14 protein-coding genes are annotated in these 15,179 nt (G+C 75.2%); 4 read left to right on the forward strand and 10 right to left on the reverse strand.

The genetic code is table 11. The features are described 5' to 3' along the window. Positions 1–110 precede the first annotated feature (110 nt). On the reverse strand, positions 111–737 hold the full coding sequence (locus tag ABD976_RS12015) for a TetR/AcrR family transcriptional regulator (RefSeq protein WP_345361955.1): 627 nt from the start codon (positions 735–737) through the stop codon (positions 111–113). Between the two features lie 151 nt (positions 738–888). On the opposite strand from ABD976_RS12015, the gene ABD976_RS12020 reads away from it, so the two are divergent. Beyond that, a complete protein-coding gene (locus ABD976_RS12020; protein WP_345361958.1) occupies positions 889–1,632 on the forward strand; it encodes a sugar isomerase domain-containing protein in 744 nt (247 codons plus the stop codon). Positions 1,633–1,678: 46 nt separating this feature from the next. On the opposite strand, the gene ABD976_RS12025 is transcribed toward ABD976_RS12020, so the two are convergent. The 6 genes from ABD976_RS12025 to ABD976_RS12050 all read right to left on the reverse strand — a co-directional run bounded on the left by ABD976_RS12025 (position 1,679) and on the right by ABD976_RS12050 (position 7,232). Continuing rightward, on the reverse strand, positions 1,679–2,473 hold the full coding sequence (locus tag ABD976_RS12025; RefSeq protein WP_345361961.1) for an enoyl-CoA hydratase/isomerase family protein: 795 nt from the start codon (positions 2,471–2,473) through the stop codon (positions 1,679–1,681). A gap of 132 nt (positions 2,474–2,605) precedes the next feature. Beyond that, positions 2,606–2,815, reverse strand: coding sequence for a helix-turn-helix domain-containing protein (locus ABD976_RS12030; RefSeq protein WP_010310662.1), 210 nt, complete (start codon positions 2,813–2,815; stop codon positions 2,606–2,608). Beyond that, positions 2,803–3,123, reverse strand: a complete 321-nt coding sequence (locus ABD976_RS12035; protein ID WP_345361964.1) for a hypothetical protein — start codon at positions 3,121–3,123, stop codon at positions 2,803–2,805. Before ABD976_RS12035 ends, ABD976_RS12030 begins: the two co-directional genes overlap by 13 nt. Positions 3,124–3,188: 65 nt before the next feature. After that, complete coding sequence (locus tag ABD976_RS12040; protein ID WP_345361967.1) at positions 3,189–4,817, reverse strand: ABC-F family ATP-binding cassette domain-containing protein; 1,629 nt, start codon at positions 4,815–4,817, stop codon at positions 3,189–3,191. A 178-nt stretch (positions 4,818–4,995) separates the two neighbouring features. Next, positions 4,996–5,664, reverse strand: coding sequence for an acVLRF1 family peptidyl-tRNA hydrolase (locus tag ABD976_RS12045; RefSeq protein ID WP_345361970.1), 669 nt, complete (start codon positions 5,662–5,664; stop codon positions 4,996–4,998). After that, positions 5,661–7,232: a deoxyguanosinetriphosphate triphosphohydrolase family protein gene (locus tag ABD976_RS12050; protein ID WP_345361973.1), complete on the reverse strand. Its 1,572-nt coding sequence runs from the start codon at positions 7,230–7,232 to the stop codon at positions 5,661–5,663. The genes ABD976_RS12045 and ABD976_RS12050 overlap by 4 nt, the downstream gene beginning before the upstream one ends. A 102-nt stretch (positions 7,233–7,334) precedes the next feature. On the opposite strand from ABD976_RS12050, the gene ABD976_RS12055 reads away from it, so the two are divergent. Further along, a complete protein-coding gene (locus ABD976_RS12055) occupies positions 7,335–8,531 on the forward strand; it encodes a lycopene cyclase family protein (protein ID WP_345361976.1) in 1,197 nt (398 codons plus the stop codon). Positions 8,532–8,740: 209 nt separating this feature from the next. Continuing rightward, on the forward strand, positions 8,741–10,489 hold the full coding sequence (locus tag ABD976_RS12060; RefSeq protein ID WP_345361979.1) for a GGDEF domain-containing protein: 1,749 nt from the start codon (positions 8,741–8,743) through the stop codon (positions 10,487–10,489). Here the strand turns inward: ABD976_RS12060 and ABD976_RS12065 are convergent, their stop codons facing one another. Next, positions 10,490–11,155, reverse strand: a complete 666-nt coding sequence (locus ABD976_RS12065; protein WP_345361982.1) for an esterase/lipase family protein — start codon at positions 11,153–11,155, stop codon at positions 10,490–10,492. 161 nt (positions 11,156–11,316) lie between these two features. On the opposite strand from ABD976_RS12065, the gene ABD976_RS12070 reads away from it, so the two are divergent. Continuing rightward, entirely contained in the window at positions 11,317–13,965 is a 2,649-nt protein-coding gene (locus tag ABD976_RS12070) for a helix-turn-helix transcriptional regulator (RefSeq protein WP_345361985.1), read from the forward strand. Between the two features lie 321 nt (positions 13,966–14,286). On the opposite strand, the gene ABD976_RS12075 is transcribed toward ABD976_RS12070, so the two are convergent. Continuing rightward, positions 14,287–14,715, reverse strand: coding sequence for a metal-sulfur cluster assembly factor (locus ABD976_RS12075; RefSeq protein WP_345361988.1), 429 nt, complete (start codon positions 14,713–14,715; stop codon positions 14,287–14,289). Further along, entirely contained in the window at positions 14,712–15,170 is a 459-nt protein-coding gene (sufU, locus tag ABD976_RS12080) for a Fe-S cluster assembly sulfur transfer protein SufU (protein ID WP_345361991.1), read from the reverse strand. The genes ABD976_RS12075 and sufU overlap by 4 nt, the downstream gene beginning before the upstream one ends. Positions 15,171–15,179 lie beyond the last annotated feature (9 nt).

A 15,179-nucleotide genomic window follows, 5' to 3' on the forward strand; every position in this document is an offset into this window, starting at 1 on the left:
CGCGATTCGTCCGGCGCCGACACGACCCGACCGGTCGCGGGACCGGCCGCGACAACGCCTCGCGAAAGGCTACCGCTCGTCACGAGCCGCACCCGCAGCGCCACCCTGGGTCAGCTCGCGTGCCCCCGCAGCACGCCGACGACCGGGTCGTCCTCCACCGATCCGAGCGACAGCAGCGCCCTGGCCAGCACCTCGGGGTCGTCGAAACCGCTGTCGGCGACGACCTCCGGCGGCAGGCTCAGCACCGACAGCGCCGCACCGAGCAGGCCCGCGTCGAGCAGGCCGGCGCCGCGGCGGCTCATCCGGCGGCCGACCGCGCCGTGCAGCCGCACGGCGGTGTCGGCGTTGGCCCGGGCGATCTCGCCGAGCGCGGCGCGCACCTCGGCGTCGCGGACCGCTTCCAGGTGCAGCTCGAACAGCGCCAGGAAGTGCGCGCGGGCGCTGGTGGTCATCCGGCGCAGCATCGCCGCGTACAGCGCCGCGACGTCGTCGGGGGTGAGCTCCGCGGGCGCGTGCTCGGCCAGCTCCCGCAGCGACGCGACGTGCCGCTCGGACATCTGCCGGGCGATCGCGCGGAACAGCGCGCTGCGGGTCGGGTGGTAGTTCTTGGCCGTGCCCTCCGGGACCCCGGCCTCGCGGTCCACGGCGCGGTGCGTCAAGCCGCGGCCGCCCTCGCGGGCGAGCACCTCGATCGCGGCGTCGGCGAGCAGTTCCCGGCGGTTGCCTCGCTGCGTCATGCGTCCCCTGGCGGTTCGATGATCGGACGTTGATCACCAGGCTAACCGCGACACCACACCAGTGGTGGCACCGGGCGCGGCGTGTCTTGACCCGATCGGACCGCATTGGTATAGACCTCTTCGTCCAGGTCCTCCACCGGGAAGAGCCGCCATGCCGCACCGCACCGACGCCGAGACCACCCTCGACCACACCGAGCACACCCTGCGCCACCTGCGCGAGGTCGCCCGGCTCAACGCCGAGCGGATCACCACCGCCGCCACCCGCGTGCTCGACTGCGTGCGCGCCGACGGGCTGGTGCACACCGCGGGCGCCGGGCACTCGCTGGCCGGGGTGCTCGAATCCTTCTACCGCGCGGGCGGGCTCGCCGCGGTGCGCCCGCTGTACCACCCCGACCTGCTCCCGCTGCACGGCGCGACCAGCAGCACCGCCGCCGAGCGCACCCCGGGGCTGGCCGAGCAGGTGCTCGCCGAGGCGGACTTCCGCGGCGGCACCGACGTCCTGGTCGTGTTCTCCAACTCCGGGATCAACCCGTACCCGGTCGAACTGGCCGCCACCGCCCGCGCGGCCGGCTCGACCGTCATCGCGGTGACCTCCCCGACCGCGGCGGCCGCCGCACCGCCCCGCGCCGCGAGCACCCTCGCCGCGCAGGCCGACGTCGTGCTGGACACGCTGGTGCCCGGCGGCGACGCGAGCCACCCGCCGGCCGAACCGGTGACCGCGCCGCTGTCCTCGCTGGCCAACGTGCTGCTGTGGAACCAGCTCCTGGTGCGCGCGCACGAGCTGGCGGACGCGGCGGACCTGCCGCTGTGGCGCAGTTCCAACGTGCCGGACGGCGACGAGGCCAACCGCGCCCACCTGGGGCGCTACCAGCCGCGCATCCCCGCGCTGGGCTGAGCGACCACCGGGAGCCGCGCCCGGGGCACCGGGCGCGCGCTCGGCCTCACCCGGCCAGTTCGGCGATCCGGCGGAGCTGCGCGGCCCGCTCCTCGGCGAGCTGCTGCTCCGGGTCGACCATCTCGTCGGCCTGGACCAGCAGCGCCAGCGTCTCCCGCACCGCGCCCACCGGCGGTGCGGACACCGCGTCGGCGAGGCGGTCCACCGCCACGTCGAAATCCGCGGCCGGGACCACCGCGTTGGCCAGGCCCATCCGCAGGGCCTCGGCCGCCTCGACTTCCCGCCCGGTCAAGCAGATCTCCACCGCGCGCGCGTACCCGACCGCGCGGACCAGCGGCAGCGTGCCACCCAGATCGGGGACCAGGCCGAGTCCCGTCTCGGCCATCCGCAGCCGCGCGTCGTCGGCGAGCACGCGCAGGTCGCAAGCCAGGGCGAGCTGGAACCCGGCGCCGATGGCGTGGCCGTGCACGGCCGCGATCGTCACCCGTTCCGGTTCGCGCAGCCAGCTGAAGCCCTGCTGGAAACCGGCGATCTCCGCGTCGGCCTGCTCGGTCGGGCGCCCGGCGAGCGCGGCCAGGCCGGGTGCGCCCTCGACGTCCTCGGCCCCGAACAGGCGCCGGTCCAGCCCGGCCGAGAACGACCCCCCGGCGCCGCGCACCACGACCACCCGGACCTCCGGATCGAGCCGCTGCCCGATCTCGCGCAACGCCTGCCACGTGTGCGGCGTCTGCGCGTTGAGCTTGTCCGGGCGGTTGAGCGTGATCGTGGCCCGCCGCCCGTGGATCGTGAGCCCCACACCGCCACGATCCATCAGGTCGGCGTCCACTGTCGACTCCGCCAAGCGGGCCTCCGTTGTGTTGTCGCGTTCGTCCCGCACACACCGTATGCGACGGGGACCGGGACCGACGCCGCACCCGGACGAGCGAACCGCCACGTCCGGCGAGACGTCAACCGCGACAACCGATGGGTGAAATCACTTCTTCTTGGAACGCGTAGCGCCCCCGCGCCCGCGCAGTTGCACACCGGATTCGCTCAAGACTCGGTGCACGAAGCCGTAAGAACGGCCAGTCGCTTCCGCGAGCGCGCGGATGCTCGCCCCCTTCTCGTATTTCTTCCTCAGGTCACTGGCAAGCTTGTCCCGTGCGCTTCCCGTAATGCGCGCACCTTTCTTCAGCTCAGCCACGGTGTCCCCGCCTTCCCTCCGAGCAGGTCGGGCCTCGCGACCCCTGTCAGCGCAATGATCGAACAGGAAAGCCGCGAACGCCAGGCGATCATGGAAAAAAGATCGGCCAATAGTCGAGTTCGGCGCGTGGCGATCACCGGAACGCTCTGCTCCACGCGGCGCAGCGGGTGCTGCGAACCGGCAGGCACCCGTTCGGGTGGAGACGTGATCCGGCCGCCGCCGAAGATCGGCAACGGGCGCGCAGCGGCATCGCAACCGCGCGCCGCGCGACCGCCGTCGGACGAGCGACCCAGCCGCGCGACCGGCACCGCCGGGAGGCCTCCCATGAGGACGGCCCCGACGCCGTGCGCCGGACGGGGCGCCGGGGCGAGCGCTAGGCGAGCTGGACCAGCTCGAGGTACTCGGCCGACCAGTGGTCCTCGGTGCCGTCGGGCAGCAGGATCACGCGCTCGGGCTCCAGCGCCTCGACCGCGCCCGGGTCGTGGGTGACCAGCACGACGGCCCCGGTGAAGCTGCGCAGCGCGTCGAGCACCTGCTCCCGGCTGGCCGGGTCGAGGTTGTTGGTCGGCTCGTCGAGCAGCAGCACGTTGGCCGCGCTGGAGACCAGGCCGGCCAGGGCCAGCCGGGTCTTCTCGCCGCCGGAGAGGGTGCCCGCGGGCTGCTGGAGCTGTTCGCCGCTGAACAGGAACGCGCCGAGCAGCGTGCGCAGGGACTGCTCGGCGGCGTCCGGGGCGGCGGTGCGGACGTTCTCCCACACCGTCGCGTCGTGGTCCAGCGTCTCGTGCTCCTGCGCGAAGTAGCCGCGCCGCAGGCCGTGCCCGGCCACCACGGCGCCCGCGTCGGGGGTCTCCAGGCCGCCGAGCAACCGCAGCAGGGTGGTCTTGCCCGCACCGTTGAGACCGAGCACCACGACCTTGGAACCGCGGTCGATGGCCAGGTCCACCCCGCTGAAGATCTCCAGCGAGCCGTAGGCCTTGGACAGGCCCTCGGCGGTGAGCGGGGTGCGCCCGCAGGCGGCCGGTTCCGGGAACCGGATCTTGGCGACCTTGTCCTGGGCCTGCTCGCCCTCGGCTCCGGCCAGCAGCTTCTCGGCGCGGCGGGCCATGTTCTGCGCGGCGACGGCCTTGGTGGCCTTGGCGCGCATCTTGTCGGCCTGCGCCATCAGCGCCCCGGCCTTCTTCTCGGCGTTGGCGCGCTCCCGGCGGCGGCGCTTCTCGTCGGCGGCCCGCGCCTCCTGGTAGCGCTTCCAGTCCATGTTGTAGACGTCGGCCTCGCCGCGCACCGCGTCCAGGAACCAGACCTTGTTCACCACCGCGTCGAGCAGGTCGACGTCGTGGCTGATGACCACGAGGCCGCCGTCGTGCGCCTTGAGGAACTCGCGCAGCCAGTTGATCGAGTCGGCGTCGAGGTGGTTGGTGGGCTCGTCGAGCAGCAGCGTGGTCGCCGACCGGCCGCCCGGTCCCGCCTCGGCGGCCGCGAACAGGATGCGCGCCAGCTCGACGCGGCGGCGCTGCCCGCCGGAGAGGGTGCGCAGCGGCTGGTTGAGCACCCGCTCCGGCAACCCGAGGTTGCCGCAGATCCGGCCCGCCTCGCTCTCGGCGGCGTACCCGCCGCGCGCGGCGAAGCGCTCCTCCAGCCGGCCGTACCGGGTGATGGCCCGGTCCCGGGCGCGGTCGTCGGCCAGCTCGGCCATCTCGGTCTGCGCCTTCTCCATGTCGCGCAGCAACTCGTCCAGCCCGCGGGCGGAGAGCACCCGGTCCTTGGCCGCCACCGAGAGGTCGCCCTCGCGCGGGTCCTGCGGCAGGTAACCCAGCTCACCGCGGCGCAGCACCTCGCCCGCGTACGGCTCGCCCTCGCCCGCCAGGACGCGCAGCGTGGTGGTCTTGCCGGCGCCGTTGCGGCCGACCAGGCCGACCCGGTCGCCGGGCTGGACGCGCAGGGTCGCGTCGGAGAGCAGGATGCGGGAGCCGGCGCGCAGTTCCAGGCCGGTGGCAGAGATCAAGGGAAACTCCGGGATAGCGGGGTGGTCGAGCGGGCACGCGGACACCGCCCGGCACGGCCGGGCGGGCGGCGGCGCTAGGAGAGGGACGGGCGGTCGCGCGGGACGCGCACCGCGAAACGCGAGCTGACCACGTCCCCAGTGTAACGACCGCTGTCGAACGAATTCCGCGAGCGCCGGATCACCCCGGCTCCCGGACCTCCACCTCGACGGCGCGGGCCCGCCGGGCGGCCTCGTCGAGCACCGCGCGGCGGGGTTCGGGCACGTCGAGCACCCGGGGCTCGGCGCGGGCCAGCAGGCCGGCCAGGCGCGGATCGGCGCGCAGCGACTCCAGCGCCGCCCGGTCGCCGCCCAGCACCACCGCGTCCAGCCGCTCCGGCAGCAGCACCGCGGCCACCGCGTCGGCGGCGTCGCGCACCGCGCGTTTGCCCTGGCCCTCCCGGCGCCGGGCGAAGCGCTGCTGCGACCAGCCACCCGCCTTGCTCCGGCCCTGCACCAGGTGGCGGTCGGTGTTCGAGCGCACCACCCGGCCGCCCTCGGCGACCCCCACGCTGTGCGCGCCGCGCCGGACCAGCACCAGCCCGATCCGCCGCGGCGCCCGGAGGTGGTCCACCAGGGCGTCGACGGCCAGCCCGGCGTGCTCGGCGGGTGCGGTGGGCAGCGGGCCGAACGGCACCGCCACCCCGGCCGCGGCACCGTCGGCGGCCCGCACCTCGACCCGCGCGCCGGTCAGCGCGGTGCGCTCCACCCCGCCGTGGCGGGCCGCGAACCGCTCGAACCAGCCCGCCAGCCGCTCCGGCTCCACCTCCACCGCGCGCCCGCCGCCGGGCAGCTCCCGCACCCGGCTCACAGCACGAAGGTGTCGTTCCACAGCTGCGTGGTCCGACCGGACAGGGCCGCGAGCAGCGCTTCGGCCTGGTCATCGGTGAGCGAGGCGACGAAGTCGATCACGGCCCGGCCGCGCGCCATCCGCTCCAGGTGCTCGGCCCCGGCCCGGCCGGTGGGCAACGTCTCCCCCGGCATCACCAGCAGCTCGGGGTCGGTGCGGCGGGCCTCGGCGAACTCCTCGGTGGCGTGGTCGAACAGGTCGCGCAGCCGGTGCGGCAGCCGGGACGATTCCGAGCGGTCGATCAGCCAGTGGTCCAGCGCCTCGACCAGCTGGGTCAGCAACCGGTCCTGGCCGCGCTGGTGCAGCGCCAGGTCGGGGCGTTGCAGGACGAAGCGCCGGTGCACGAACTTGAGGACCTGCACCTCGTGCCACTGCTCGGTGGACAGCGCGACGTGCCCGGACCGGGTGGTCGGCGACGGCTCCACCCGGACGCCCTCCACCAGCCGCCGGGTCCACTCGCCGGAGAACGCCGCCACCGCCTGCTCGGCCTGCCGGGACCGGTCGAACGGCATCTCCAGCAGCTTGCCGACCAGGTTGGTGACCACCTTCTTCACCGCGCCGGTGAAGGCGTCGTCGTCGGCGATCCAGGAGTCCTTGTCGCGGAGCCTGCGGCGCAGCAGCTCCAGCGACTGCCCCGGGCGGCCCCCGATCAGCTCGGCCTCGGAGCGCCCGGCGAACTCCAGCGCGCGCCCGAGCCACTCGGTGAGCTCGTGCGAGACGGTGGTGTGCTGCAGGATGCCGACCCGGTGGAAGTCCTCCAGGTCGTGGATGGCGTAGGCGATGTCGTCGGCGGTGTCCATCACCGACGCCTCGACGGTCTGCTGCCACGGTTCGAGCCGGCCGGCGAAGGCCGCCCGGGCGCCGGTCAGGTCGCCCAGCTCGGTGACGTAGCAGGAGAACTTGGCCGAGCCGGTGCCGGGCGCCTCCGGCGGCTCGCCCGCCCCGCGCGGCGGCGCGGGCAGGTGCCTCGGGTGCGGGTCGGGCCGGGACAGCCGGGTCCACGGGTACTTCAGCAGCGCGGCGCGCACCGCGGCGGTGAGGTCCAGGCCGTCGTCCTCGTTGCCCCGCACGTCCAGCCGGGTGATCACCCGGAACGTCTGGGCGTTGCCCTCGAACCCGTCGGGCAGCGCGAAGTGGTCCCGGGCGAGCCGGTCCAGCACCGCCTCGCCGAGGTGCCCGAACGGCGGGTGCCCGAGGTCGTGGCCGAGCCCGGCGGCCTCCACCACGTCCAGGTCCAGCCCGCCGAGCCGGTCCACCCGCGCCACGTCCGCCGGGTCGCCGAGCAAGCGCTCGGCGATGGCCCGGCTCACCTGCGCGACCTTGAGGCTGTGGGTCAGCCGGTTGTGCAGCAGCAGACCGGAACCGCTGGGGCTGACGACCTGCGTGACGCCGCCGAGCCGGGCGAAGAACGCCGAGCCGGAGACGCGGTCCCGGTCGCCCCGGAACGGGCTCGCGGCGAGGTCGCCGGGCAGCTTGCGGAGTCCGGGCAGACCGCTGCGGCGGCTGGTCCGGAGCGGTTCGTCGTGCATGGACCCACGTTAGCCGTCCCCGGCGGCGGACCGTGATCTGATGCGGGTGGGCGCGCTCGGTCCCGGGGTGCGCGACGCGGTGTCGTTGGAAAGGCTCTCCTCGTGGACGTTGTGGTGGTGGGCGGCGGGCCTGCGGGCCGCGCCGTGGCTGCGGCCTGCAGCGATACCGGGCTGCGGGTGGCGCTGGTGGACCCGGCGCCGCGACGGGTCTGGCCGCACACCTACGCGGGCTGGGTCGACGAGTTCCCGGCGCTGCCCGACTCGGCGGTGGCCGCGGTGATGGACCGGATGCACCTGGTGGGCACCACCGAGCACCGGTGGGACCGGCGCTACGCGGTGCTGGACTGCACCGGCCTGTGGAAGCACCTGTGGCGTCCCGACGTGCGGGAGGTGACCGGGCGCGCCGCCACCGCCGAGCACGGCCCGACCGGGTCGACGCTGGTGCTGCGCAGCGGGCAGCGACTCGCCGCGGCCGTGGTGGTGGACGCCACCGGGGCCGCCCGGGTGCTCAGCGGCGGTCGGCCCGCCCGCACCCCGGCCCAGCAGACCGCGGTCGGCGCGGTGCTCGACGAGGCCGACGCGGCCGGGCGGCTCGCCCCCGGCGCGGGGCTGTTCATGGACTGGCGGCCGGCGCCCGCCACCCGGGGCGGCTGGCCGACGTTCCAGTACGGGGTGCGGCTCGGCGGTGGCCGGGTGCTGCTGGAGGAGACCTCGCTGGCCCGGCGCCCCGGCCTGCCGCTGGCGGTGCTGCGGCGGCGGCTCACCGGTCGGCTGGCCGAGGCGGGCATCCCGGAGTCGGCGGTGCTCGACGAGGAGCGGGTCCGGTTCCCGGTGGACGACCCGCTGCCCCGGCCGGGCCGGGTGATCCCGTTCGGCGCGGCGGCCGGGCTGGTCCACCCGGCGAGCGGGTTCAGCGTCGCCACGTCGTTGCGGCAGGCACCGTGGGTGGCCGCCGCGATCAGCGCCCGGCTGACCTCCGGACCGACCGCCGCCGCGCGCGCCGCCTGGTCGATCCTGTGGCCGCCCCCCGCGCTGGCCGCGCACGCGCTGCGGCGCCGCGCGCTGCACGCGCTGCTGGGCCTGCCCCCGGAGGAGGTGCCCGGGTTCTTCGAGGCGTTCTTCGGCCTGCCGGAGCAGCACCGCACCGCCTTCCTGGCGGGCGAGCGCGACCCGGTGGCCACCGCGGCGGCCATGTCGGCGCTGTTCCGCGCGGCGCCGTGGCGGCTCCGGCGCCGGCTGGCCGCCGCGGGTCTGGGGGCCGCGCTGCCGACCGCGGAGCACGCGCTCGGCGGGCGCTGACGACCGGCACCGACGGTGACGGCGGCGCTGCGTTGTGTTGATGACCACACGCCCCCGCCCGGGTGGGTGCTCTCCGCTGGTCAACCGCGCTAGGTTGTGCCCGGGGAAGGCAATCCTCCGTTGACGGGGAGGACGTGAGTTGTCGGTGACCAGGCCGTGATCGGGAACCAGGCCGTGATCGGGGACCGGGCCGTGATCGGGGACGGGTCGTGAGCGCGAACGACCTCGACATCGTGGACGCGCTGGTGGGCGAGGTGCGCTTCGCCTTCCAACCGTTGATCAACATCCGGACGGGCGCCATCGTGGCGGTGGAGGCGCTCGCGCGCCCGGCGGGTGCGCACGTGCAGGACCTGTTCCGGACCGCCGCGCGGGAGCGGCGGCTCACCGATCTGGACGTGGAGCTGGCGCGGGCCGCGGTCAGCGCGGCGGCCGACCACGGCAACCTGCTGCCGCTGCACCTCAACCTCTTCGGCGGGACCGTCGCGACCGACCTGGCCCGGCTGGAGCTGCTGCGGGACCGGCTGCACGAGGTCGGGCGCCGCCCGCGGGACGTCACCCTGGAGATCGGCCCACCGTTCGGGCGGCTGGACCAGCAGGCGCTGGTCGCGGGCGCCGGGTCGCTGCGCGAGCAGGGTTTCGGGCTGGCGCTGGACGGCATCGGTGAAGGCGACGCCTCGCTGACCCTGATCGCCGACCTGGGCCCCGCGATGGTCAAGCTGGACCGGGCCGTGGTGACCGGGCTGCCCGACGACGAGGCCCGGGTGGCGCTGGTCGACTCCCTCCGCCACCTGTGCGAAGCCACCGGTGGGCGGCTCGTCGCCGAAGGCGTGGAGAGCGAGCGCCAGCTCAGCGCGCTGCGGCGGCACGGCGTCCGGCTGGTGCAGGGCAAGCTGCTGGCCCCGGCCGCGCGCCGGCCGCCGACGGCGGCCACCGTGCCCGGCGTCGCCGCCGAGGTCACCGATCCGCAGGGCCCCGGTCTGGACGTGCTGGCCACCGGCCCCCGGGTCACCGAGTTCCTGTCCCCCGCGACGGTGCTGTCCCTCGACGTCACCGCCGACGAGGTGCGCGGCGTGCTCGCCGATCACCCCGAGATCAGCGGTGTGGTGCTCGTCGACGACCGGAACCGGCCCCGCTACACCATCGACCGCAACCGGTTCCTGCTCGCGGTCACCGGCCCGTACGGGCACGCGCTGCACGCCACCCGCCCGGCGTCCCGGCTGGCCGACGAGCCGCGGGTGGTCACCACCGCCACCACCGCGATGGAGGCGCTGAGCCTGGTCACCCGCGCCGACCCGTACCGGATGTACGACGACGCGGTGGTGGTCGACGAATCCGGCGGCTGCCTGGGCGCGGTCCGGGCCGGGGACCTGATCCGGGGCATGGCCGACCTGAAGGTCGAGGAGGCCGCCGCGCTCAACCCGCTGACCCGGCTGCCCGGCAGCGATGCCATCGCCCGCGACGTGGCCCGCCGCATCGAGGCGGGCGAGGTGTTCGCGGTGAGCTGGCTGGACATCGACGGGTTCAAGGCGGTCAACGACACGGTCGGCTTCTCGGCGGGCGACGACCTCATCCGGGCCATCGGCCGCAGCCTCACCGACGCCGCGACCGCGCTGGGGTCGGTGCACGTCGGGCACGTCGGCGGGGACGACTTCCTGCTCATCGCCGACCTCGACGACCTGGTGAAGCTGGCGGAGGCGCTGCTCGACCCGCCGCGCAGCGCGGGCGGGGTGGAGGTCACGCTGTCGCTGGCCACGCTGGTGTGCACCCCGACGACCGTCAGCGGCTACGAGGAGGCCTCCCGCCGCCTCGCGCCGCTGAAGCACTCCGCCAAGTCGCTGGCCGGGTCGAGCTGGGTGCTGCAGCGGCCGGGCACCGACCGCGTCGAGGTGCTGCGCGGCACGCCGGGCGCCCCCCGGGAGTTCCCGGAGCAGGCGCCCGACGCGTCGCACCGCGGCTGATCAGGACTCGAAGAAGTCGATCACCTCGCCGAGGATGGTGGCGTCGGTGAGGAACGCGATGTGCGTCTCGCAGGCGACCAGGTTGTTGTCGGCGCCCTCGACCCGGGTGTTGGTGTAGGGGACGATGATGCCGTCGCACGGCGAGTACCAGGTCGCGTAGGCGGCGTCGCCCGGCGTCTGGTCACCGGAGTTGAGCCGCACCTCGAAGGGCGAGTTCGGCATCATCTCGCGGCACGAGGCGTACTGCAGGCAGGCGCTGGCGAAGGTGGTGCCCTGGTTGGCCCCGGCCAGCGACGCCCAGTGCGCGACGTTCTCGACGCCGCCGAGCTCCTTCATGTACCAGCGGGTGACCAGCCCGCCCATCGAGTGGTTCACGATGTCGACCTGGTCGGCACCGGTCTCGGCCCGCACCTGGTCGATGAACGCGCCCAGTTCGGCGGCGCTGGTCTCGTTGGACTGGCTCCAGTCGTACTCGAACGGGTGCAGATCCGCCGAGTCGTAGCCGTTGAGGCGGAACTGGGCTTCGGCGAACGCCCAGTTCGAGGCGCTGCCGGTGTAGCCGTGGACGAAGACCACCGGGTGGCTCCCGGCGGCGCCGGCGACCAGCGGTGGCCCGACCACGACCATCGCCAGCGCGGCTAACAGGACTCCGAACAGCCGACGCATCGGCCCTCCTGGGGAATTCGGGGGAAGGGGGACGGCGGACAGCGTCGCGACGGCGAGGTGCCGGGGGCATCGGCGAAATCACCGGTTCCGCGCGGCCGGACGCCGGTGATTGCTGCGTTGGGCGTGTTCCGCGCCGGTCATCCCGGGGACACACTGGCGTCATGTCCGATGCGGTGCTGCACGGCCGGGATCGGGAGGCGGCTGCCCTGCGCGACGTCCTCGACCGGGTGCGCGGCGGTGCCGGTGGTGCGCTGGTGATCACCGGTGCGGCGGGCAGCGGCCGGTCCGCGCTGCTGGAGCTGGTGCGCGCCGAATCGCCGTGCCGGGCGGTGCGGATCGGCGGCGTGCGGGCGGAGCGGGAGATCCCGTTCGCCGGGCTCGACCGGCTGCTGCGGGCCGCCGGGCTGGCCGGACCGCCCGCGCTCGGCGGCGACCGGCTGGTGGCGCTGCTCAGCGCCCGACCGCTGGTGTGCTGCCTGGACGACGCCGCCGAACTGGACGCCGCATCGCTGGACGCGCTGGGGTTCGCCGCGCGCCGGGCGGCGGGCGGACCGTTCGCGCTGCTGTTCGCCGCCGACCCGGAGACCGCGGACGGCCCGCTGGCCGGGGTGCCGGGGCTGCCGCTGGGCGCCTTGGACGAGCAGGCGTGCCACCGGCTGCTGGCCGACCGCTGCGGGCACCGGCTGGACCCGGTGGTGGCCGCGGAGCTGGTGGCGCGCGCCGGGGGCAACCCGCTCGCGCTCGTCGACGCCGCCACCGCGCTCACCGCCGGGCAGGCCGCCGGGCTGGTCCCGGTGCCGCCGCTGCTACCCGCCCGCAGCCGGTACCGGCGGGCGCTGCACCGCGCGCTGGCCGACGCCGGTCCCCGGGCGCGGCTGCTGGCGCTGACCACCGCCGCCGAGCCCGGTGTCGATCTGGGCGTGCTCGCGGCGGCCTGCGACGGGCTCGACGAGCTCGACGCGGCCGAGCGCGCCGGGTTGGTCGTGATCACCGGCGACCGCGCGCACCCGCCGAACGCGCTGGCCCGCGCCTGCCTGCGCGCCGCGGCCCCCGACCCGGAGGTCCACCGGCGGCTGGCCCGCGCCACGACGGGCCTGCGCGCCGAGTGGCACCGGGTGCGCGCCGGGGACCGGCCGGCCGAGGGGGTCACCGAGGAGCTGGTGCGCACCGCCGAGCGCGCCCGCCGCACCGGGCGGCACGCGGTGGCCGCCGAAGCCGCCGGGCGGGCCGCCGCGCTGAGCACCGATCCCGACGTCGCGGCCGGGCTGCTGCTCACCGCCGGACGCGACGCCCTGCTCGACGGCCGGGCCAGCCGGGCCCGCTCGCTCGCCCGCCGGGCCCGGCCGCTGATCGGGTCGGCGCGCACCCGGGGCCTGGCGGACCTGGTGCTGGGCGAAGCGGAGCTGCTCGACGGGATGCCGGCCGCCGCGCACCACCAGTTGCACGGCGCGCTGGACCGGCTGCTGGACACCGACCGGGAGCTCGCCCTGCACGCGCTGGTGCTGGCCGGGGAGGCCACCTGCGTGGCCGGGGACTACGCGCGCTACGCCGAGTACGCCGCGGACGGTGCCCGGCTGCGGCGGCGGCTGGCCGCCGACGGCGGCGGCGAACCGCCCGGCACCGCGCTGGTCTTCGAGCACCTCGGCGGGATGGCGGCGCTGTTCCAGGGCAGGCACCGGCAGGCGGTCCCCGCCCTGCGACGGGTGCTGGCGCTGGTCGAGCGGGCCGCCGACCCGGTGACGTCGATCCTGGCCAGCCAGGCGGCCTTCGCGCTGGGCGATCCGCTGCGGGCGCACGAGCTGGCGCACCGCGCGGTGGCGGACGCGCGGGCGCGCGGCCAGATCGCGCGGCTGCCGTGGGCGCTGGTGTACCTGTCGTTGTCGGCGCTGCTGCTGGACCGCTACGACGACGCCGAGACCAGCGCCCTCGACGGGCTCCGGCTGGCCCGCGCCGCCGGGCAGCGCAACTGCGCGATCGACCACCGCGCGCTGCTCGCACTGGTGGCGGCGCTGCGCGGGGACCGGGCGGAGGCGTGGGACCGGTTGGCCGACGCCTTCGGCGAGGGCGTCGCCAGCCGCGGGCTGGGGCGGCCCGGCGCGTTCGGGCTGTGGGCGATGGGCTGCGCCGAGCTGGCCGCCGGCCGCCCGGCCGACGCGATGCGGCGGCTGCGGACCCCGGGCAGCGGCGCGAACCCGGTGGTGCGGGTGCTGGCGACACCGCACTACGTGGAGGCCGCGGTGCACTGCGGCGAGCGGGACCGGGCGAGCCGATCGCTGCGGGTCTTCGACGAGTGGGCCAGCACCACGGCCAGCCCGGCGCGGCTGGCGCTGTCGCACCGCTGCCACGGCCTGCTGGCCGAGCGGGCCGGGGACGCCGACGAGCGGTTCCACGCCGCGATCGAGCTGCACCGCACCAGCAGCACACCGGTCGAGCTGGCCAAGACCGAACTGCTCTACGCGACCCGGTTGCGCCGCAACCGCGAGCCGCGCCGCGCCCGGGAGCTGCTCGACGAGGCGTGGACGATCTTCCGGGAGCACGGCGCCCGCGGCTGGGCCGCCAAGGCGGGCGCCGAGCTGCGCGCCACGGGGGTCAGCACCCCGGAACCGCGCGCGCCGCGACGCCTGGAGCTCACCCCGCAGCAGGCCGCGGTGTGCCGGCTGGTCGCCGAGGGCGCCACGAACCGGGAGATCGGCGAGCGGCTGCACATCAGCCACCGCACGGTGGACCACCACCTGCGCAACATCTTCACCAAGCTGGGCCTGCGCTCCCGGGTCGAGCTCACCGCCCTGCTCGCCGACACCCCGACCTGACCGGCCCTCACCCGGAGGAGAACGAGGTGAGGGGCACCCTGGCCCACATGACGCGGTACAGGGTGCCCCTCACTCACGTCACGAAAGGGTGAGGAGCCCCGCGGGTGGGGCGAGCCGGGCGTCCACCGCGTCGACACCCGGTGGTGAGCTGGGTGAGGGGCACCTTCTTCCGACTATTGCCGGATGACGGTGCCCCTCACCCAGGTGGCTGGAGGTACAGCGGAGGGCGCCCCGCGTGCGGGACGCCCTCCACCTGGTGTGAGACCTCGAACTGTTTTCAGACCCTCGGTGATTCCCCCGAGGTCTTCTTCGCGCCGCGGGTCAGACCGTGAAGCCGAGCGCTCGGAGCTGCTCGCGCCCCTCCTCGGTGATCTTCTCCGGTCCCCACGGCGGCATCCACACCCAGTTGATGCGGAAGTCGTTCACCAGGCCACCGCCCGGGCCGCCGGTCAGCGCGGCCCGCGCCTGGTCCTCGATGACGTCGGTCAGCGGGCAGGCCGCCGAGGTCAACGTCATGTCCACGGTGGCCGAGTTGTCCTGCTCGACCCGGATGTCGTAGACCAGTCCGAGGTCGACCACGTTGATGCCCAGCTCCGGGTCGACGACGTCGCGCATGGCTTCCTCGACGTCCTCCAGAGCGGCCACCTCGGCGGCGGGCGCCGGCGGCTCGGGCATCCCGGCCGCGCCCCGCTCCGCCGCGTCCTGCTCGGTCGGGTCCTGCTCGGTCCGAACCTTCGTCTCATCGCTCATGTTGCCTCCACGGCGACTACGCGCGACACCGCGTCCTTGAAAGCCATCCAGCCCAGCAACGCGCACTTCACCCGCGCCGGGTACTTCGCCACACCGGCGAAGGCGATGCCGTCCTCCAGCACGTCCTCGTCCGGCTCGACCTTGCCACGTCCGTGCATCAGCTCGCCGAACGCGGCCTCGGCGCCCATCGCCTCCCGCAGCGGCTTGCCGACCACCAGGTCGGTCATCACCGAGACCGAGGCCTGGCTGATCGAGCAGCCCTGGCCCTGGTAGGAGACATCGTCGATGATCGCGTCCATGCCGTCGCCGGTCAACCGCACCCGCAACGTGACCTCGTCCCCGCAGACCGGGTTGACCTGGAACGACTCGGCGTCGAACGGGTCGCGCAGGCCGTGCCGGTGCGGGTTGCGGTAGTGGTCCAGGATGATCTCCTGGTACATCTGTTCGAGCTGCATCTAGCCTCT

It is taken from the genome of Saccharopolyspora cebuensis (assembly GCF_039542665.1).
Classification (GTDB): Bacteria; Actinomycetota; Actinomycetes; order Mycobacteriales; family Pseudonocardiaceae; genus Saccharopolyspora; species Saccharopolyspora cebuensis.